Raw genomic sequence first — 19,923 nt, 5'->3', positions numbered from 1 at the left:
TTCTTGACGACCATAGAGCATTGGAACCACCTGATCCCATCCCGAACTCAGCAGTGAAACGATGCATCGCCGATGGTAGTGTGGGGTTTCCCCATGTGAGAGTAGGTCATCGTCAAGATTAAATTCCGAAACCCCTGATTGCTGACGCAATCAGGGGTTTTGTCGTTTAAGGGCTGGGCAAAGAACTGGAACCAGATGTTGTCCACCGAGCCGTCGTTGAATCCGCGCATCGCCACATAGTCATAACGGTGAGTGGCGCTATAAGGGTTGGTCAGTACGCCAGGGGTATAACGCATGGCCTGGGCAACGGTTTGCGAGCCCTGGTCGTCCATCTGCTCGCGAGTTACCACTGAAACCGTCTGGGATGTCTCCAGCAGCGCGGTACTGGTCTTGGTGGCGATCTGCTGTGGGTCGCGTTATAGCCGTCCATGCTGCCCAAGGCGTTACCCAGGGCGAAGCCTTTGATGTCGGTGGCCGGCAAGGTCAGCGCGTCGCTCTCGGGCTGCGCCTGCAACACGAAACTCACCTCGTCCTGAGCCTGTGCCTGCAAGCCTGAACCACTGAGCAACTGGCTCAAGCCCTGTTCGGCGGAGTACTCACCGTGCAGCCCGGCAGACTGGCGGCCCTGAGTCTGCGCAGGCGTGCTGGAAAGGGTGATACCTGCCTGACGGGCAAACTGGTTGAGCACATCGCTCAGCGCGCCAGCAGGGATGTCATAGCGCTGGCTCACACACTCGACTCCGGCATCAGCTGCGACACCGGCAACAGTCCGATGCCCATCGTGGTCGACAGCAACGCTGCACGTACGGCTTTACCGAGCAAAGGGTAGGAAGAGTGTGAGTTACTGAAAAAACACACAGTCATTATCGAGATCCGTAGAGGTCGCTGAAAGCAGATTGAATTGCTTACTGTCTAAGCCGGACTCACGGAAAAAAGCCGCCAAAAATAAATCAGGCGCTACAACAATAATCAGGTCTGACGCTCCAGGCTCACCCACCAGCGGGTGCGATAGCGCAGGCGCACAGGCAATGTCTGCGCAAGGATCGACAACAGTTTCTCGGTGTCTTCCAGGCGAAAAACACCGGACAGACGCAAGTTTGCAATATCGCTTGAACAGCCCAGGTAGCCATGGCGATAGCGCCCCACCTCCGCCAGGAAGTCGGCAAGACGCATGTTGCCGGTGACGATCAAACAATCCGCCCAAGCCCCGGCATCCATATCCAAAGGTGGCGGGAGAATCCGGGGCGATTCAGCTCTACCGAGCGCAAAGACACGCCCATCTGCTGCGCAATCTGCTTGTAAGTCAGCCCGTCGCACTGGGCCAGTAAAAACGCTTTACGCACTTTGGGCTTGAGCCCGTCCAGAAGCCGCGTGATGGACTCCAGTAATTCCAGAATCAACGCACGCTCCTCGGCGCTCGGTGCCAGAGCCTCAGGCAAATGGGCGATAGATTCCAGATAGGCGCGCTCGATCTCTTTGCGGCGCCAGTGATCGATCACCAAGGCGCGGGCGATGGTGCGCAGGAAGGCGCGAGGAGCCTTGAGTTCGAAGCGTTCGGTTTTTTGCAGCAGGCGCACGAACGTGTCCTGCGCCAGGTCCGCCGCATCCGCCGAATTACCCAGGCGCCTGCGCAGCCACGTGTTCAGCCAACCATGATAGTTGCTGTAAAGCGTCTGTACTGCGTACTCGGAAGAGGGCATTCACACGGCCTGGCAAGCTTCCGACCTCAGATGTCTACCGCCGGTCGGCTTCTGACGTTAAAAGCGGATGCTTCTTACAAAATCCTAAGATTTATCCTGATTTGGCCGAAAGCCTGACGAGCCATGCGTGCACCGAAATGGAGCAGTCGAAGAGTCTGCCTATCTCGTTACATGGAATGTTGCATCCGGCACGCTCATCCCCTTTTGGCAAAAAGAAGTCAATGAAATGAATCTCAAGTTCAGTCATAAAATTCTGTTGGCCGCGTCAGGCGTAGTGGTTCTGGCCTTCGCGTTATTCACGTTCTACAACGACTACCTGCAGCGCAACACCATCAGGCAAAACCTGGAGTCGTCCATTCAGCAATCCGGTGAGCTGACCGCGAGCAGTGTGCAGAACTGGCTCAGTGGCCGAGTACTGGTGCTGGAAAGCCTGGCGCAAAACGTGGCCCATCAAGGCAGCGCTGCCGATCTTCCGGGGTTGGTCGACCAGTCGGCATTGACCTCCAACTTCCAGTTCACCTACGTCGGTTCCACCAACGGTGTGTTCACCCAACGGCCCGACGCCAAAATGCCCGACGGTTACGACCCGCGTCAGCGCCCCTGGTACAAGCAAGCCGTGGCCGCTGACAAAACCATGCTCACGCCGCCGTACATGGCAGCGGTGGGTGGGCTGATCGTGACCATCGCGATGCCTGTGAAAAAGAATGGCGAACTGCTCGGCGTGGTCGGCGGCGACCTGAGCCTGCAAACCCTGGTGAAGATCATCAACTCGGTGGATTTCGGTGGCATCGGCCATGCATTCCTGGTCAGCGGTGACGGCCAGGTAATTGTCAGCCCGGACCAGGACCAGGTGATGAAAAACCTCAAGGACATCTACCCCGGCACCAATGTGCGCATCGAGAAGATCAACCAGGAAGTGGTGCTCAATGGGCAAGAACGGATTCTGTCCTTCACCCCGATCAGCGGATTGCCGAATGCAGACTGGTACATCGGCCTGTCGATCGACAAAGACAAAGCCTACGCACCATTGGGCAAGTTCCGCACCTCGGCATTGATCGCCATGTTCATTGCGGTCGCCGCCATTGCAGTGTTCTTGAGCCTGCTGATCCAGGTCTTGATGCGTCCGCTGACCACCATGGGCCGCGCCATGCAGGACATCGCCCAGGGCGAGGGTGATTTGACCCGCCGCCTGACAGTGGAGAGCAAAGATGAATTCGGAGACTTGGGTAGCGCGTTCAACCAATTCGTCGAGCGTATTCACGCGTCAATTTCCGAAGTTTCCTCGGCAACCCGCCAGGTGCACGACCTGTCCCAGCGCGTGATGGCCTCCTCCAACGCATCGATCATCGGCTCCGACGAGCAAAGCGCCCGAACCAACAGCGTGGCCGCGGCAATCAACGAACTGGGGGCCGCCACTCAGGAAATCGCGCGTAACGCCGCCGATGCTTCGCAACACGCCAGCGGCGCCAGCGAGCAGGCCGATGACGGTCGCAAGGTGGTGGAGAAAACCATCCTGGCGATGTCGGAGTTGTCGCAAAAAATCAGCCTGTCCTGCACGCAGATTGAGACCCTGAACGCCAGCACCGATAACATTGGCCACATCCTGGATGTAATCAAAGGCATCTCCCAGCAAACCAACCTGCTGGCCCTCAACGCCGCGATTGAAGCAGCGCGTGCGGGTGAAGCCGGACGTGGGTTTGCCGTGGTGGCGGATGAGGTGCGCAACCTGGCGCACCGCACCCAGGAGTCGGCGGAAGAGATCCACAAGATGATCACCTCGCTGCAGATTGGCTCGCGTGAGGCCGTGACCACGATGAACGCCAGTCAGACCTCCAGCGAAGAAAGCGTCGAGGTCGCCAACCAGGCCGGTGAGCGTCTGGTCAGCGTGACTCAGCGGATCGTCGAGATCGACGGGATGAACCAGTCGGTAGCGGCAGCCACCGAGGAGCAGACCGCCGTGGTGGAAACCCTCAACGTCGACATCAACCAGATCAACCTGCTGAACCAGCAGGGCGTGGCCAACCTCAACGAAACCTTGAAGGATTGCGACGCGTTGTCTCAACAAGCCAACCGGCTGAAGCAGTTGGTCGACAGTTTCAAAATCTGATGATGAACCTGTAGGAGCGAGGGGGACGCCTAGTTCTTGCTCGCGAAGAACGAATAGGCGACGCGGGCTATCTGATAGCACTGCGTTATCGTTGACGTTTTTCGCGAGCAAGCTCGCTCCTACAGTAGTTAAGGTCAGCCAAACATCTGCCGCACATTCTCCAGCGCGCTGTCGGCGAATACCTGCACAAATGCCTCAAACCCCTCCATACCAAGTTCAATCGGCTCGGCGATGATGGTCCAGGTCACCCTTGAACAGCCTTCCTCCAAAACCTCCACCCTCATGGCCGCCCACAGCCGGGCCACGCCCAACGTGTTGTAAATGGTTGTCCAGGTCATCTGCATGGCCTGCTCGTCGCGGCTGTTGAGTTGCTCCACTACCAGATTTCCATCGTGGAAGAATTTCTTGCGCAACGACCCTGTGCCCGCGCCGGTTATTTCGATGTGCGACAACGCGGGGATGAACCGATCAAATCCAGCAAAGTCACCCACCACCGCCCACACACGGGCGGCGTCACTGGCAACCACCACTGACGACACCACGGGCTTGGCGCAAGGGTTGCGAATCAACGTATCGGGTTTCATATGGTTTTCCTTCGGTTGAGCTCCTGATCACAGGAAGCCGATGCTCTTGAGGTACGCGCAGCCCTTGCGTAAAAGCACCGGGCTTTTTTCGGGGTAGTGCGCGCCCATCTGCTCGACGCCGCGCCGTGCGTTGTCATGGAGGATCATCGAGGTATCGCCGATGTCCTCCCCCAGGCCATTGAGGTAAAAACCCAGCACGCCGAACAGCGCGTTGCGGCTGTCCACTGTGTGCAGATGACGTTGCCAATCGGCGACGCTCACCAGCTCGAATGCATGGCCTGCCTGGCGAAATGCATCGACGTAGGATTCCCAGCTCAAGGGTTGCGGATTGTGCAGATTGAACACGGTCCCTCCGGCATGGAAGCGGCCCCCATGAAAGGCAATAAAGCGGGCGAGAAAATCCACCGGCATCAGGTCAAAGTTCAACCCCAGGCTGGGCACCCGGCCCAGTTGCAGTGAACCCTTGAGCATCAACATCAGGCGATTTTTCTGTGGCTCGCAGACACCACTTTGGCTGTTGAAACTGATGTTCCCGGGGCGGTGGATATTGACCCAGGCGCCTTGCTCGGCGGCACGCCCCAGCAGACGTTCCGCGACCCATTTGGACAGGTTGTAGCCATTCTGGAGGTAGAGCGGCGGTGTAGCGGCGGCGGGCGTTTCGAGTACCTGGCCTTGCGCGTCGATGCTGCTGGCGGCCGACAGCGTCGATATAAAATTGAAGACCTTCTTGCACCGGGTTTCACACAGGCGCAGGCATTCGCGCACCGGCTCGACGTTGTCCCCGGCCAGCGTGGCGTAATCCATCACATGGTTGACGTGGGCGGCGTTGTGCACCAACACGCCGAACTCTCCGGCAAGGTACTCATACGCCTCGCTGGCCAAGCCCAGCCGAGGCTGACTGATTTCGGCGGCGTACACCCGCACCCGACTCAGGTCCAGGTGTTGCAGGTGGTACTCACGCAGCGCCTCGGTGAACCGTGCAGCCGCCGATTGTCCGGGGCGTTCGCGCACCAGGCACGCCACTTCAAGCGCGCCCCCGGCCAGTAACGCCTCGACAATATGTACCCCGAGAAAACTGTTGGCCCCGGTCACGATCACCTTGCGGCGCTCGCCCGCCAGGTTCGCTGGCAATGCCTGCACGTCCAGTTCACGCAGCGCATCCCGGGTCGCCTGGCCGGTCGGTGCTTCAGGGGGCACACCGTTATCCATCAGCGCGGCCAGGGTGCGGACGGTGGGCGTTTCAAAAAATCGGTTAAGGGAGAGGCTGCGACCAAACTGCTCGCGGATACGCAGCAGCATCGTCGACAACAGGATGGAATGACCGCCGAGATTGAAGAAGCTGTCGTCCGTCGACAGTTGCGTGAGCGGCACGCCCAGCAACTCGCTCCACAGGTTCAGCAACTGCGCTTGCACCGGCGTTTGCGGCGAGCAGCGGTTGATGGCTGGCACCGGTTGAATCGGCAACGCCAGCAAGGCCTGACGGTCGACCTTGCCATTGGGGGTGCACGGCATGCGCGCAAGCTCCGTGCACAGAGTTGGCTGCAAATAGTCCGGCAGCGCTTGCCGGGCATGTTGCTGGAGTGCAGCCAGGGCGCCTTGGGCCTCGGGCTGTGCGACAAAGGCCAGGACCCGCTGATCACGGTCGATCACCACTGCCACCTGGCGAAACAGCTGGCTGCTGCGCAGGCAGTGTTCGATCTCTTGCGGCTCTACCCGAAAGCCACGGATCTTCACTTGCTCGTCTCTGCGACCGCCCAACTCGATGCCGTCTTCCGTCCATTTCGCCAGATCGCCGCTGCGGTAAGCCCGCAAGGTCTGGCCGTCGGGCAACGCCAGCTCTACGAAATGCTCGGCAGTCTGCTGCGGCTGGTTGAGGTAACCCAGGCTGACACCGGGGCCGATGATGTACAGCTCGCCCATCATCTGCTCATCCACCGGTTGCAGTTGTTCGTCGAGGATCAGTACCTGGCTGTTGGCGATGGGCGTGCCGAGGTTGCGATTACTGTCGCTTGGCAGCAACGTGCGGTGGGTCACCAGTACGGTGGCTTCGGTCGGCCCATAGAAGTTGTGCAAGTGACACTGCCCCGCCAGCCGCTCGATGACACAGGGCTCGCATACATCACCTCCGGTCATCAGGTGCGCCAGGCCCAGGGGTTGATCCAGAGGCAGGATGCTCAGCAGTGCCGGCGGCAGGAAGGCGTGGGTGATGTGCTGTTGATGGATCAGTTCTACCAGTTGCTGCGGGTCGCGCCGCTGGTCTTCGCCGGGCACGATCAACTCGGCGCCCGCGATCAGGGCTGCGAAGATATCAATCAGCGAGGAGTCAAAGCTCAAGGGCGAGAACTGCAAGACCCGGCTCTGTTCGCTCAGTTGCACGTGGCCGCCGAACCAGGCGGTGAAGTGGGCCAGGTTGTGCTGGCTAAGCAGCACGGCTTTGGGCTGGCCAGTGGTGCCCGAGGTATGGAGCACCATGCAGGGGGCGTCCATAGGCGGGCGCTGGCGCATTAGCGGGTGGGTGTCGTGAGTGTCGAGGGTACTGACATCCAATGCAGAAAAACCGCCCCGCAGTGGATGCTTGCCATCATCCAGCAGCACCGAGACGCCGGCGTTTTCCAGCATGGCTTGCTGACGTTGCAGCGGGTGGCCCGGCTCCAGCGGCAGGTACACCGCGCCGCAGCCCAACACCGCGAGAATGCTGGCGTACAGATCAAGGGACTTGCCCAGGCAGACGCCGATCACCGGTGGCGTGTTGCTGGCCCCAAGCAGAGGCCATAAGCGCTGCTGGATTGCCAGGCTCTTGCGATGCAGCTGTCGATAACTCAGCACGCCACCGGCGATGTTCAGCGCCGGCCGTTCGGCGAAGGTTTGAAGGCTGCCTTCCAGCCGCTCGATCATCGGCACCTGGGCTTGTTGTTGCAGCGCCAAGTCGGTGGTCTGGTTAAAGCGATGCAGGTACGCCAACGATGCGAGCGCTTGCAGGCCGTGCTCGGGAGCATTGGAGGCGATCGCGGTTTGCGAGAAATAGCCCGCGTCCCGGGAGAAGCCGCTGACGTGTTGGGCCACCCATTCCACCAGGCCACTAACCGCCTGTTGCCGCAACCGTTGGCCGTTGCCGCTGGGCTCGCCGGCAATGTCCATGGTCGCCAGCAGTCGTCGTGCGCGGGCGTAGCACCTGAACTCCAGTGTCGGCAGCGCGCAGTCGCTCAGCGCTCCGATGCCCAACCGCAGGCTCATCAAGGCCGTGTAGGCCAAGCCCGACGGAATCTCCTCGCTACCGTCATCAATCAGCAGATCGACGTCCATTACATCGTCTGCCGGCATCAACGTATGACCGTATTGCTCAAGCGCCTGCCTGACTTCATTCAACGCCGCGCTGAAGCCCGCCAACCCAATCTTCAGGCGCCTCATGGGTGTGCTCCTGGCGCCGGAAGAAAGGCGTCCAACGCCTGGGCCACACTAGGCGTTTGCAACAGCCCGCTGTGATTCAGGAACCCCATGATATTGCCGAGCAGCGGGTGTTGGCGGGTAATGGGAAAGTCCATCGCCTGCACTTCAGCGCGCAGTGCAGAGCGCGTGCTGGCGCGGATATCCAGGTGTTTGATCAGTTGCAGGTCGAAGTTTTTTTGCAGGTCGTTGGTCAGGTAATGCTGGAGGAATACCGGCAGAATCCGGGCGATGCAGTCGCGGTCTTCGGCGTTCGCAGAGTGCCAATAGATACGCACCAGGCGCGTCCAGAAAACCGCATGACGACCTTCGTCAAACAAGTGGTCGGCCATCAATCCACGGATGGATTGCTTGACGCTGTCGTCCTTGGAAAACGCCGCCACGTCATGGGTCACGGTGTTCTCGGCGATGGCCACGGCGATCAACTCCACGGCATCGCGCAGGTGTTCGGGAGCCAGCACCAACGCGGCAGGCAAGGCGCGGTTCAGCTCGATTTGCCCGGGCAACTCGAGGGGCGGGATGCCCGTCATCTCGACGGCCTGTTGCATGAAGTCGAGCGCGACGAGGGCGTGGTAATCCTCGTCCACCACCACGGTCATGGCGTCGTAGCGGCAGGCGAGCGGGAAGGGCACCGAAAAGCGATTCTTGGCGATGCTGCGTGCGGTCTTGTCGACGATCTCGGTTTCAAAGATCACCACGTCATTGATGAACTTGTAGAACGTCTGCAACAAGATAAAGTCGCGGCACTGCGGGCATTGATCGACAAAGGTCGCGCTCAGCACCATGGGTTGTCGGCTCAGGGGATAGATCAGCTTGTGGTCATTTTCCAGCAGGCGGCGTGGGCGCGTGCGGATGGTCGCGCGGCGCTCCCAGTCGTCGGCAAATGAGCGGTAATCGGCAGGGTTCATACGCTCACCTCCGGGAGGCGCTGGTGCAAGCCGTCCCATAAGGCCAGGCGGCTGTCCACGGCGCTGAGGGCGGCACTGCTGGCTTGCTGCTCGCGACTCGGGTCGGCGAGGGTGAGGCGTTGCAGCAATTGCTCTGCCGCCGGGCCATGCTCCTCGGCGTCGACTTCCATGTGTCGCTTGAGGTAGTAGCAGAAGGTCGGCGCCTGGCGGTGGAGGGTCTCGCATCCCTCCAGGACGCGTTTGAACATCCTCGGGATGACACTCTCGCGGCCATGCAGAAAGGCTGCCGCTACGCAGTGAGTCGGTGCATTCAGGGCAACCTGCAACGTGCTTCTGACGAACCGGGCCACGGCTGGGTGGATATCGACTTTTTGCAGGGCCGTTTCTGCATCGCTGCCAACACGTTGCAGGCTGACGAACCGCTCGATGGTCGCCGTACTCGCGCCGACTTCACGCATGGCCTCCAGGTACAGCTCGAAGTGGCTACCGTGTCCGTGGCCGGGATACGCGTCCGACTCCTCACCCAACACGATCTCATTGATCAGGCGTGCTGCCTGTGGGTCCGTTGGCGGCAACCAGGGCAAGCGCATACCGGTGAGGTCATGCTGCAGGCGCTTGGTCAGGCTCATGAAGTCCCAAACTGCGAAGACGTGGTTCTCCATAAAGTACTGCAACTTTGGACGCGTATTTATTTGTTTAAAGAGTGGGTGGCTGTGTAGCTTCTGTTTTTTTTGTTTAAGCAGGTGTGAGTGCTGGAACATGGTTGATGCCTATAAGTCGTGTCTCTTCCCTGATAAAAGCGTTTTGCGTTAGCGACAAATAAACATTGGTTTCACGGATGCGTAGGTGCCGTGATAACAGGTGGCCAGGCACGAGGCTGGCGCCGTTATTCAACAAGCAGCACGCTGTGACAAAACACCAAGACTTTATTTAAAGGAACGCCACTCACAGTGACGCCCGAGCATGGGTTCACGCTATTGGTTTGGGAGATTTGGGATAGTGGTAATAAAAAACAATAATCTGATTGGAAGTTCAGCGTTTTTTAGTTTTATAAGTGTTTGCAAATAAGAATGTTGCCGTCGTTGGAGTGCTCTATGGAGTGTGGGAAGTTTCCTTGGGTGTTAACTATTAAACTGGCGTAGTTGTTTTGCGCTGGATGTTTCGGCGTGCAAGAGCTTTTTCGATATGCTGCACTGACTCCCCCGACCAAGACAGCTTCGCAGCGCTATGTGGTCGAAGGGGTAGGTTCAGTTCCCTGGAGGCTTCACAACGACGTTTTATCGTCGCCCTGCTCAAGGCTCTTGAGGTAAGCCGTAATCACTTCCATGCCGCGGGTAAGGTGGTTACGCAACGTCAGGATGCTTTCATCGATCTTCTTTTTCGCCACCAGGTCCAGCAATTCCCGGTGGTCTTCCTGGGACGTCTTGCCCAGGCCCATGGCCTCAAGGTTGAAGCGCAGGAAGCGCTCCTCTTCGTTCAAGCCGTGTTCCACCAACTTCAGCAGCCGCTGATTGGCCGCCTTGCCATACAGCGCCATGTGGAACAGGCGATTGAGCCGGCCAATTTCGGTGTAGTCGCTTTCCCGTTCCAGCGCATCAATGAAGGCGCCGGCCTGGGCAATGTCATCGGGAGTGAGCAGGGGAATCGACAAGCGCAGTGCTTCGGATTCCAGGAGTATGCGCAGGGCGTAGGTTTCCGCCGAATGGTCTTCAATCAGCGGCGCCACCACCGCACCTTTATGGGTAACCACATGCAGCAGCGACTGGGCTTCCAGTTGACGCAATGCCTCGCGCACCGGCATCCGGCTGACCCCGAACAAGCTGGCCAACTCCTGTTGGCGCATGGCGGTGCCGCAGGGCAAGCGACCATCCAGGATGGCGTTGCGCAATGTTTCTTCAATCACGGAGCGGGCGAGATGGGCGGGGATAGGCCCGCTGATCTGGATGCTGCTCAAAGGGTTCGGCTTCTGCGTCACGACTACGCTATCCTCCTTTTCAGGGTGAGGCGGCTAATTGGATCCAATGCACACTAGAGATTGTCCACAAGCTTGTCAAACGGGCAAGGTTTCGGCTTGTAAGCGACTCAACAGCGCGTTCCACAGGCCCACAGCCCCCATTTGTCAGGTCTTACAGGCTAAACGTCTGAGAAGCACAGTTTATTCCCGGACGCCGAGGCTACAGCGGTATTGCTGCATATAGATATTCACTAACGGTATTTAAAATGCCGTTCTTATGACTATAAAGTCACTCTCCTGACTGACCGGGAGTGAACTCATGTCTGCCACCTCTACTGTTCCAACAGCGACCGACACCACACAAACCATCGAGATCCGTCCATTCCCCGGCAGCGTCGGCGCCGAGATCATTGGCCTGGACCTGGCCCGCCCGGTCAGCGACCAGGACTTCGCGCGCATTCACCGCGCGCACCTGGACCATCACGTCGTGGTCTTCCGCGACCAACGCATCACCCCCGAACAACAGATTGCCTTCAGCCGCCGCTTCGGTGTGCTGCAAATCCATGTGCTCAAACAATTTCTGCTGGCCAACCACCCGGAAATCCTGATCGTCTCCAACATTATCGAAAACGGCCAATCCATCGGCCTGGGAGACGCCGGCAAATTCTGGCACTCGGACCTCTCCTATAAAGAGCTGCCGAGCCTGGGTTCGATGCTCCATGCCCAGGAGCTGCCGTCCGAGGGTGGCGACACGTTGTTCGCCGACATGCACAAAGCCTGGGACAACCTGCCCGAGCCTCTGCGCAAGGCCGTAGAAGGACGCAGCGCTGCGCATTCGTACACCGCACGCTACAGCGAAACCAAATTCGAAGGCAATTGGCGCCCAACCCTTACGCCCGAGCAACTCGCCCAAGTGGCGGAAGTGGTGCACCCCATCGCGCGCACCCACCCGGAAAACGGCCGCAAGGCGCTGTTCGTCAGTGAGGGCTTCACCACCCGCATCGTCGGCTTGCCGGAGGACGAAAGCCGCGACCTGCTGGCCCAACTCTACGCCCACAGCGTGCTGCCGGAAAACATCCACCGCCATCAGTGGCAGCCCCACGACCTGGTGTTCTGGGACAACCGCTCTCTGATCCATCTGGCAGCCGGCTGCCCAAGCCACCTGCGGCGCAAGCTGTACCGCACCACCATCCAGGGCGACGCGCCTTTCTGACCCGGAGCATGACCATGTCCAAGAAAATTCCATTTGCGCGCCTGGCCGGCACGGTCGGCCTGGGCGTCAGCCTGTTGGCCGGCAGCCTCGTTGCACCGGCCGCCGCCCAGGCTGAAGGCGAGATTCGCATCGCCGAGCAGTTCGGCATCGTCTACTTGTTGCTCAACGTGGTGCGCGACCAGAACCTGATCGAGAAATACGGCCAGCAGGAAGGCATCGACATCAAGGTCGATTGGACCCAGCTGTCCGGCGGCGCAGCCGTCAACGATGCGTTGCTCTCCGGCTCCATCGACATCGCTGGCGCTGGTGTTGGCCCGCTGCTGACCATCTGGGACCGCACCCACGGCAAGCAGAACGTGAAAGCCGTCGCTTCGCTGGGCAACTTTCCGTACTACCTGGTGAGCAACAATCCCAAGGTCAAAACCATTGCGGACTTCACCGAAAAAGACCGCATCGCCGTACCGGCGGTAGGCGTCTCTGTACAGTCGCGCTTCCTGCAATACGCCGCGGCCAAGCAGTGGGGCGACAAGGAATTCAATCGCCTCGACAAGTACACCGTGGCCGTCCCGCACCCTGATGCGACCGCTGCGCTGATTGCCGGCGGCACTGAACTGACCGGGCACTTCTCCAACCCGCCGTTCCAGGAACAGGCCCTGACCAACCCGAACGTGCATGTGGTGCTCAACTCCTATGACATCCTCGGGCCGAACTCGCCGACGGTACTGTTCGCCACCGAGAAATTCCGCAACGACAACCCGAAAACCTACAAGGCATTCGTCGAGGCACTGACCGAAGCCGCGCAGTTCGCCCAGAACGACAAAGGCGCCGCCGCCGACACCTACATCCGCGTGACCAAGGCCAAGATTGACCGCGCCGAGCTGCTGAAAATCATCGAAAACCCGCAGTTCGAATTCAGCGTCACGCCAAAAAACACCTACCCGCTGGCGGAATTCCTCTACCGCGTCGGCGCGATCAAAAATAAACCCGAATCGTGGAAGGATTACTTCTTCCAGGACGCCAAACCACTGCAAGGGAGCTGACATGAACGCGCCCTTGCAAGGCCACACGGCCAGCAACCTGAAAACCACCGAAGCGCTGCTGGCGGTGGACAAAGTCAGCCTTGAATACCGCACGCCTGAACGGGTCGTGCGGGCCACCCACCAGGTCAGTTTCGAGATCGACCCGGCAGACCGCTTCGTGCTGCTGGGGCCTTCGGGCTGCGGCAAATCCACGCTGCTGAAATCCATCGCCGGCTTTATCAAACCCTGTGAGGGCGAGATCCGTTTGCTTGGGAAAAAAGTCGAGCAGCCGGGGCCCGACCGCATCGTGGTGTTCCAGGAATTCGACCAACTGCCGCCCTGGAAAACCGTCAAGCAGAACGTCATGTTCCCGCTGCTCGCCTCCAAGACCCTCAAGCGTCGCGAAGCCGAAGAGCGGGCGCTGTACTACCTGGAAAAAGTCGGCCTGACGGCGTTTGCCGACGCCTACCCGCACACCTTGTCCGGCGGCATGAAAGCCCGCGTGGCGATCGCCCGTGCGTTGGCCATGCAACCAAAAATCCTGCTGATGGACGAACCCTTCGCTGCCCTCGACGCCTTGACCCGACGCAAGATGCAGGAAGAATTATTGCTGCTCTGGGAAGAGGTGCGTTTCACCCTGCTGTTCGTCACTCACTCCATCGAAGAAGCGTTGGTGGTGGGCAATCGCATCCTGTTGCTGTCGCCGCATCCGGGGCGGGTGCGGGCGGAAATCCACAGCCATCAATACGACCTGCACAGCCTCGGCGGTGTGGAGTTCCAGGCTTCGGCGCGGCGCATTCATCGGCTGTTGTTTGATGAAGCGCCCGAGGCGGAAACCGAGTTGGGTTTCGCCGATATCCGCATCGCTTATTGAAGGGTTTTCACCATGCGCCAGGAATATGAAATCACTCTCGAACCGTTGCCGGGTGTTCGCGTAGAGCGCGAGTTGCCGTGGCGTCAGCGGTTGTGGCAACAGGGCTGGCTGCGTAAAAGCCTGATCCTGATCGTGCTGGCGATCCTCTGGGAAGCGGCCGCTCGATATCAGAACAATGACCTGCTGCTGCCGAGCTTCTTGCAGACGCTGAGCGCGTTCTACGACGGGATGGCCAGTGGTGAGTTGTTGAGCAAGGTCAGCATCTCGCTGGTGGTGCTGATCAAAGGCTATTTGATCGGCATTGTGCTGGCGTTCGCCCTGACCACGTTGGCGGTGTCGACCCAACTGGGCCGCGACCTGCTGAGCACCCTGACCTCGATGTTCAACCCGTTGCCGGCAATTGCCCTGCTGCCGCTGGCGCTGCTGTGGTTTGGCCTGGGGCAGAACAGCCTGATTTTTGTGCTGGTGCATTCGGTGTTGTGGGCGCTGGCGCTCAACACTTATTCAGGGTTTCTCGGTGTCTCGGAAACCCTGCGCATGGCCGGCCGCAATTACGGCCTCAAGGGCATGCGCTTCGTGTTGTTCATCCTGATCCCGGCTGCGCTGCCGTCGATCCTTGCGGGGCTTAAAATCGGCTGGGCGTTTGCCTGGCGCACGCTGATCGCCGCCGAGCTGGTATTCGGCGCCACCAGCGGCAAGGGCGGGCTGGGCTGGTACATCTTCCAGAACCGCAACGAACTGTACACCGACAAAGTGTTTGCCGGCTTGGCGGTGGTGATCCTGATCGGGCTGCTGGTGGAGAACCTGGTGTTCGATACCCTGGAGCGCGTCACCGTGAAGCGCTGGGGCATGCAACGCTAATTAGCTGCTGCTCCCTGTAGGAGCGAGCTTGCTCGCGAAAAATGCCCAGGCAACGCGTCCTTTCAGGATGCCCGCGTTATCGTTAACGCCCTTCGCGAGCAAGCTCGCTCCTACAGAGAAGCCTGCTACGATTGCGCCAAGTTCACTCCCAACTGATCACGAGCGCTTGGCATGCAATTACCGGACATGAACCTGCTGGTCGCCCTCGACGCCCTGCTCGACGAAGGCAGCGTGGTGGGCGCCGCGCGGCGGATGAACCTTAGCCCGGCTGCCATGAGCCGCACCCTCACGCGAATCCGCGAGGCGGTGGGCGATCCGATCCTGGTGCGCGCCGGTCGCGGCCTGGTGCCGACGCCCAAGGCCCTGGAGTTGCAGGGCCAGGTGCGTAACGTGGTGGAGCAGGCGGCGCTGCTGTTCCGCTCGGCGGATGAAGTGGACCTGCGCACCCTGCGCCGACGGTTCAGCGTGCGGGCCAATGACTTTTTTGTCGGGGTATATGGCGGTCGGCTGTTCGACACCATGGAGCGCATGGCGCCGCTGTGCGAGCTGCGCTTCGTGCCTGAAGGCGACACCGATGATGAAGCCCTGCGTGAGGGCCGGCTCGATCTGCGGGTGGGCAACACCATGCCCATCACCCCGGAAGTGAAAGTGCAGAACCTGTTCACCACCACCTTCGTCGGGCTGGCGCGGGAAGGGCACCCGCTGTTCGATGGAGAAATCACCGCCGAACGGTTCGCCAGCTATTCCCACATCAGCATCTCCCGCCGAGGCATCGCCCGTGGGCCGATCGACACCGCGCTCAATGCCCAAGGCCTGGAACGTCGAGTTGCAATGATCGCCCCGGGGTTTCACGGTGCGATGTTCATGCTGCCAGACTCCGACCTGATCCTGCCGGTGCCCAAGGAAGCGCTCTACAGCGCCAATCGCCTGAAGTTGCCGCTGCGCGCTTTCACCTTGCCAATCTCCCTGCCAACCTTGGTACTGACCCAGGCCTGGCACCCGCGCTTCGACAAGGACCCCGCCCACAAATGGCTGCGCGAGACCCTGCGCGAATGCTGCGAGGCGACGTGGCAGGAAGCGCAGCCAATCTGATCGTTGCGTCTGGTGCACTTATAAGCTTCCTACAAGTCACTTTTTGTCATGTCTAAGCCTTATTAAACTGCTCGGGTATTTCCCATTCCGAGTTGCAGTTCATGACCTCCCTCGCTGCCCCCGCACCCCTGGCCGCAGCCAAACCAAGCGCCCTCAGCCCGCCCGTCTTCGGCCCACGCATCATCATCGGCCTGGTGGGCGTATTGCTCGCGGTGCTGGTGTCCGGCCTCAACGAGATGGTGACCAAAGTCGCCCTCGCCGATATTCGCGGTGCGATGTACATCGGCTTCGACGAAGGCACCTGGCTGGTGGCTGCGTACACCGCCACCTCCGTCTCGGCGATGGCCTTTGCGCCCTGGTGCTCGGTGACCTTTTCCCTGCGCCGTTTCACCCTCTGCGCCATCGGCCTGTTCACCGTGCTCGGCGTGCTATGCCCGTTTGCGCCGAACTACGAAAGCCTGCTGATCTTGCGCACCGTGCAAGGCCTGGCCGGCGGCGCCTTGCCGCCGATGCTGATGACCGTGGCCCTGCGTTTCCTGCCGGCCAACGTCAAGCTGTACGGCCTGGCCGGCTACGCCCTCACTGCCACCTTCGGCCCTAGCCTGGGTACACCGTTGGCCGCATTCTGGACCGAGTACGTCGGCTGGCAATGGGCGTTCTGGCAGATCGTCGGGCCGTGCCTGCTGGCCATGGCGGCTGTGGCCTACGGCTTGCCTCAGGACCCCGTGCGCCTGGAGCGCTTCAAGCAGTTCAACTGGCGTGGCCTGCTGCTGGGTTTTCCGGCGATCTGCATGCTGGTGATCGGTCTGTTGCAGGGCAATCGGCTGGACTGGTTCGAGTCGCCGCTGATTACCTCGTTATTGATCGGCGGCCTGGTGTTGCTGGTGCTGTTCATGATCAACGAGTGGTCGCACCCGATGCCGTTTTTCAAGTTGCAGATGCTTGGGTTACGCAACCTGTCGTTCGCGCTGATCGTGCTCGCCGGGGTGCTGATCGTGCTGCTGGCGGTAACCATTATTCCGTCCAGCTACCTGGCTCAGGTGCAAGGCTACCGCCCGCTGCAAACTGCCCCGGTGATGCTGATCATGGCACTGCCGCAGTTGATCGCGCTGCCGTTGGTGGCGGCGCTGTGCAACCTGCGTTGGGTCGATTGCCGCTGGGTGCTGGGGATGGGTTTGAGCCTGTTGATCTTGTCCTGCGTCGGCGGGGCGCAGCTGACCTCGGCCTGGATTCGCGATGATTTCTATGTGCTGCAACTGCTGCAAATCTTCGGGCAGCCGATGGCGGTGTTGCCGCTGTTGATGCTCTCCACCGGCAGCATCACGCCACAAGACGGTCCGTTCGCCTCTGCGTGGTTCAACACGGTCAAAGGGCTCGCCGCCGTGGTCGCCACCGGCGTGCTCGATGCCCTGACCACCCACCGCCTGCATTTCCACTCGACCATGTTGGTGGACAGCCTGGGCAACTCGCCCCTGGCCGACAGCGATGCCGCAGGCCTTGCCCACCGGCTGCACCAGCAGGCCGTGGTGCTCACTTCTTCGGATCTCTACTACGTCATGGCCGGTGTCGCGGCGGTGTTGATCCTGCTGATTTTCTGGATGCCGACGCGGATTTATCCGCCCCGCGCGCCGACTTGATTGCTCACTGAGCCAAAAGGATTGCTATGAAACGCAAAGACAAAATCGCTGTAACCGTCATCACCGTGTTCGCCGTGGGTGTGCTGGTTTACCTGCTGGCGCCGGGCATGTTCGGCAGCAAGCGCCAGAGCACCAATGACGCCTTCGTCGCCGCCGACTACACCCTGGTGGCGCCGCGTGTGGCCGGGTTTATCAAAGAAGTGCTGGTGGAAGACAACCAGCGGGTCAAGGCCGGCCAGTTGCTGGCGCTGATCGATGACCGTGACTTCCGCGCCGCGGCCCAGGCGGCCGATGCCGATACGCTGGTGGCCCAAGCGCAGCTGAAAAACGCCACGGCGACCTTGGAGCGCCAAAGCTCGGTGATCGCCCAGGCCCAGGCCACCGTGGCGGCGGATCGCGCCGAAGTGGCGTTTGCCGAGCACGAACTGAACCGCTACAACCACCTCGCGGGCGTCGGCGCCGGTACTGTGCAAAACGCCCAGCAAGCCAAGACCCGCATCGACCAGGCCACCGCACGCCTGGCCAGCGCCACGGCGGTGCTGGCGGCCGAACGCAAGCAGGTGGAAATCCTCAGCGCCCAGCGTGATGCGGCTGAAGGCGGCTTGAAACGCGCCCAGGCAGCATTGGAAATGGCCAGCTATCAGCTGTCATACACCCGCATCGTCGCGCCGGTAGACGGCATGGTCGGTGAGCGGGCAGTGCGGGTCGGCGCCTATGTGACGCCGGGCAGCAAAATCCTCGCCGTTGTGCCACTGGCCGAGGCCTACGTGGTCGCCAATTTCCAGGAGACCCAACTGTCCCACATGCACGCCGGCCAAACGGTTGAAGTGCGGGTCGACAGCCTCGACGGCGAAGTGCTCAAGGGGCACCTTGAAAGCCTGGCGCCGGCCACCGGGGTGACATTTGCCTCGGTCAAGCCAGACAACGCCACCGGCAACTTCACCAAGGTGGTGCAGCGCATTCCGGTGAAAATCATCCTGGAACCCGGCCAGGCGCTGACCGAACGCCTGCGCGTCGGTATGTCGGTGGAAGCCAGCGTCGACACCCACGCTGCCGCTCAGCAACGTGAGGTGGCCCAGCAATGAGACGCCTTGCATTGTTTACCTTGAGCCTGCTCAGCCTGAGTGCCTGCACCGTCGGCCCCGACTTCCAGCGCCCGCAAAACCCGCTCGGCAAATGGACCGAGCCCCAGGGTCGACAAGCCGCCAGCCGCGCGGTCAATGACCCGCTGGAAGAGCGCTGGTGGGAAGTGTTCCACGACCAGCAACTCACCGCGCTGACGCGTCGCGCGCTCACCGATAACCTCGACCTGAAACTGGCCAGCAGCCGCCTGCAACAGAGCCGCGCGGCGCGCCAGGTGATCACCGCCGAGCGCTACCCGACCGTCAACGCTACCGGCGATTACCTGCGCCAACGCAACAGCGCCGATGGCTTGAGTGACCCTTCCGGCAAGAACGGCCGCTCGGCTTTCAACCAGTGGGACATGGGTTTCTCCGCCGCCTGGGAACTGGACTTCTGGGGCCGGGTAAAACGTGAAACCGAAGCCGCCGACGCCACCCTGCAAGTCGCCGAAAACGACCGCCGTGCCGTGCTGTTGTCGGTGCTGGCCGAAACCGCCCAGGACTACATCCAACTGCGCGGCGTGCAGAACACCCGGGCCGTCACCGAGCAAAACCTCGACGTCGCCCGCCACAGCCTGAAGCTGTCGCAGCTGCGCCTGGCCGACGGTGTAGCCACAAACCTGGACGTGGCCGAAGCCGCTGCTCAAGTCGCCGCCATCGAGGCGCGCCTGCCTGACTTGCAGCAACGCCAGGACCAATTGATCAATGCCCTGAGCCTGCTGATGGGCGAGCGGCCGCAAGCCTTGTACACCGAACTGTCCAAGGACGCCGCCGTACCGCAAACCCAGCGCCAGGTCGCCATCGGCCTGCCGTCGCAACTGGCCGAGCGCCGCCCCGACATCCGCCAGGCCGAAGCCCGCTTGCATGCTGCCACCGCCTCCATCGGCGTGGCCAAGGGCGACTTCTACCCGCGCATCACCCTGTCCGGCAGCGTTGGCTCCCAGGCGTTGCAGTTGGCGGATTTCGGCTCGTGGAGTTCGCGCGCATTCGCTTTCGGCCCGCAACTGAGCTTGCCGATTTTCAACGGTGGCCGACTGCAAGGCATGCTCGATTTGCGCGAAGCCCAGCAACAGGAAGCGGCCCTGGCCTACCAGCAAACCGTGCTGCGGGCCTGGCATGAAATCGACGACCAACTGACCCGCTACAACGCCAGTCAACTGCGCCGCGACAGCCTCGCCGAAGCGGTGCGCCAGAACCAGATCGCCCTCACCACGGCGCAGCATCAATACGTCGAAGGCGTGGTGGATTTCGTCAACGTGCTGACGGTGCAAAGCGCATTGCTCGCGACGCAGGAGCAGTGGGTGGAAAGCTCCGCCGGTGTTTCCCTGGCGATGGTCGGGTTGTATAAGGCGTTGGGCGGGGGCTGGGAGTCGGTGTATCCGGAGCAGACGGCAGGGCGGTAAACATTC

At 60.8% G+C, this 19,923-nt stretch carries 15 protein-coding genes, 1 rRNA gene and 2 pseudogenes; 10 read left to right on the top strand and 8 right to left on the bottom strand.

The features are described 5' to 3' along the window. Positions 1–2 precede the first annotated feature (2 nt). Positions 3–118 (top strand): 5S ribosomal RNA (gene rrf, locus CEC48_RS12570). A 73-nt stretch (positions 119–191) separates the two neighbouring features. Here rrf and CEC48_RS32190 read toward each other — a convergent pair. The 3 genes and pseudogenes from CEC48_RS32190 to CEC48_RS12550 all read right to left on the bottom strand — a co-directional run. Next, positions 192–864, bottom strand: a pseudogene (locus tag CEC48_RS32190) (TonB-dependent receptor plug domain-containing protein); the annotation flags it as partial. A gap of 105 nt (positions 865–969) precedes the next feature. After that, positions 970–1,236 (bottom strand): annotated as a pseudogene (locus CEC48_RS12555) (peptide ABC transporter substrate-binding protein); the annotation flags it as partial. After that, on the bottom strand, positions 1,188–1,700 hold the full coding sequence (locus CEC48_RS12550; RefSeq protein ID WP_256579710.1) for a sigma-70 family RNA polymerase sigma factor: 513 nt from the start codon (positions 1,698–1,700) through the stop codon (positions 1,188–1,190). The pseudogene CEC48_RS12555 and the gene CEC48_RS12550, both read right to left, overlap by 49 nt. A 226-nt stretch (positions 1,701–1,926) precedes the next feature. Between CEC48_RS12550 and CEC48_RS12545 the strand changes: the two genes are divergently transcribed. Further along, the gene (locus tag CEC48_RS12545; protein WP_088424035.1) at positions 1,927–3,807 is read left to right on the top strand and encodes a methyl-accepting chemotaxis protein; all 1,881 of its coding nucleotides are present in this window, start codon (positions 1,927–1,929) and stop codon (positions 3,805–3,807) included. 134 nt (positions 3,808–3,941) lie between these two features. On the opposite strand, the gene CEC48_RS12540 is transcribed toward CEC48_RS12545, so the two are convergent. The 5 genes from CEC48_RS12540 to CEC48_RS12520 form a co-directional block, all read right to left on the bottom strand. After that, positions 3,942–4,391: an SRPBCC family protein gene (locus CEC48_RS12540; RefSeq protein ID WP_088424034.1), complete on the bottom strand. Its 450-nt coding sequence runs from the start codon at positions 4,389–4,391 to the stop codon at positions 3,942–3,944. A 27-nt stretch (positions 4,392–4,418) separates the two neighbouring features. After that, the gene (locus CEC48_RS12535) at positions 4,419–7,799 is read right to left on the bottom strand and encodes an amino acid adenylation domain-containing protein (protein ID WP_088424033.1); all 3,381 of its coding nucleotides are present in this window, start codon (positions 7,797–7,799) and stop codon (positions 4,419–4,421) included. Further along, positions 7,796–8,743 (bottom strand): diiron oxygenase, encoded by a 948-nt coding sequence (locus tag CEC48_RS12530; protein ID WP_088424032.1) that lies wholly within the window; start codon positions 8,741–8,743, stop codon positions 7,796–7,798. Before CEC48_RS12530 ends, CEC48_RS12535 begins: the two co-directional genes overlap by 4 nt. Further along, complete coding sequence (locus CEC48_RS12525) at positions 8,740–9,504, bottom strand: DUF3050 domain-containing protein (protein ID WP_088424031.1); 765 nt, start codon at positions 9,502–9,504, stop codon at positions 8,740–8,742. The genes CEC48_RS12530 and CEC48_RS12525 overlap by 4 nt, the downstream gene beginning before the upstream one ends. Before the next feature lie 503 nt (positions 9,505–10,007). Then, complete coding sequence (locus CEC48_RS12520) at positions 10,008–10,718, bottom strand: GntR family transcriptional regulator (RefSeq protein ID WP_088424030.1); 711 nt, start codon at positions 10,716–10,718, stop codon at positions 10,008–10,010. Between the two features lie 298 nt (positions 10,719–11,016). On the opposite strand from CEC48_RS12520, the gene CEC48_RS12515 reads away from it, so the two are divergent. From CEC48_RS12515 to CEC48_RS12480, 8 genes are all read left to right on the top strand, one after another. Next, a complete protein-coding gene (locus tag CEC48_RS12515; RefSeq protein ID WP_088424029.1) occupies positions 11,017–11,910 on the top strand; it encodes a TauD/TfdA family dioxygenase in 894 nt (297 codons plus the stop codon). 14 nt (positions 11,911–11,924) lie between these two features. Continuing rightward, positions 11,925–12,950 (top strand): ABC transporter substrate-binding protein, encoded by a 1,026-nt coding sequence (locus CEC48_RS12510; RefSeq protein WP_088424028.1) that lies wholly within the window; start codon positions 11,925–11,927, stop codon positions 12,948–12,950. Between the two features lies 1 nt (position 12,951). Further along, on the top strand, positions 12,952–13,803 hold the full coding sequence (locus CEC48_RS12505; RefSeq protein WP_088424027.1) for an ABC transporter ATP-binding protein: 852 nt from the start codon (positions 12,952–12,954) through the stop codon (positions 13,801–13,803). Positions 13,804–13,815: 12 nt separating this feature from the next. Next, on the top strand, positions 13,816–14,664 hold the full coding sequence (locus tag CEC48_RS12500) for an ABC transporter permease (RefSeq protein WP_003218225.1): 849 nt from the start codon (positions 13,816–13,818) through the stop codon (positions 14,662–14,664). Between the two features lie 171 nt (positions 14,665–14,835). Next, a complete protein-coding gene (locus CEC48_RS12495; RefSeq protein ID WP_088424026.1) occupies positions 14,836–15,756 on the top strand; it encodes a LysR family transcriptional regulator in 921 nt (306 codons plus the stop codon). A 101-nt stretch (positions 15,757–15,857) separates the two neighbouring features. After that, a complete protein-coding gene (locus CEC48_RS12490) occupies positions 15,858–17,393 on the top strand; it encodes an MFS transporter (protein WP_088424025.1) in 1,536 nt (511 codons plus the stop codon). Between the two features lie 26 nt (positions 17,394–17,419). After that, the gene (locus tag CEC48_RS12485) at positions 17,420–18,478 is read left to right on the top strand and encodes an HlyD family secretion protein (RefSeq protein WP_088424024.1); all 1,059 of its coding nucleotides are present in this window, start codon (positions 17,420–17,422) and stop codon (positions 18,476–18,478) included. Continuing rightward, positions 18,475–19,917: an efflux transporter outer membrane subunit gene (locus CEC48_RS12480; RefSeq protein ID WP_088424023.1), complete on the top strand. Its 1,443-nt coding sequence runs from the start codon at positions 18,475–18,477 to the stop codon at positions 19,915–19,917. The genes CEC48_RS12485 and CEC48_RS12480 overlap by 4 nt, the downstream gene beginning before the upstream one ends. Positions 19,918–19,923: the final 6 nt, after the last annotated feature.

This window comes from Pseudomonas sp. K2I15 (assembly GCF_002204795.1).
Taxonomy (GTDB): domain Bacteria; phylum Pseudomonadota; class Gammaproteobacteria; order Pseudomonadales; family Pseudomonadaceae; genus Aquipseudomonas.
This window is presented reverse-complemented; position numbering and strand designations above follow the sequence as displayed.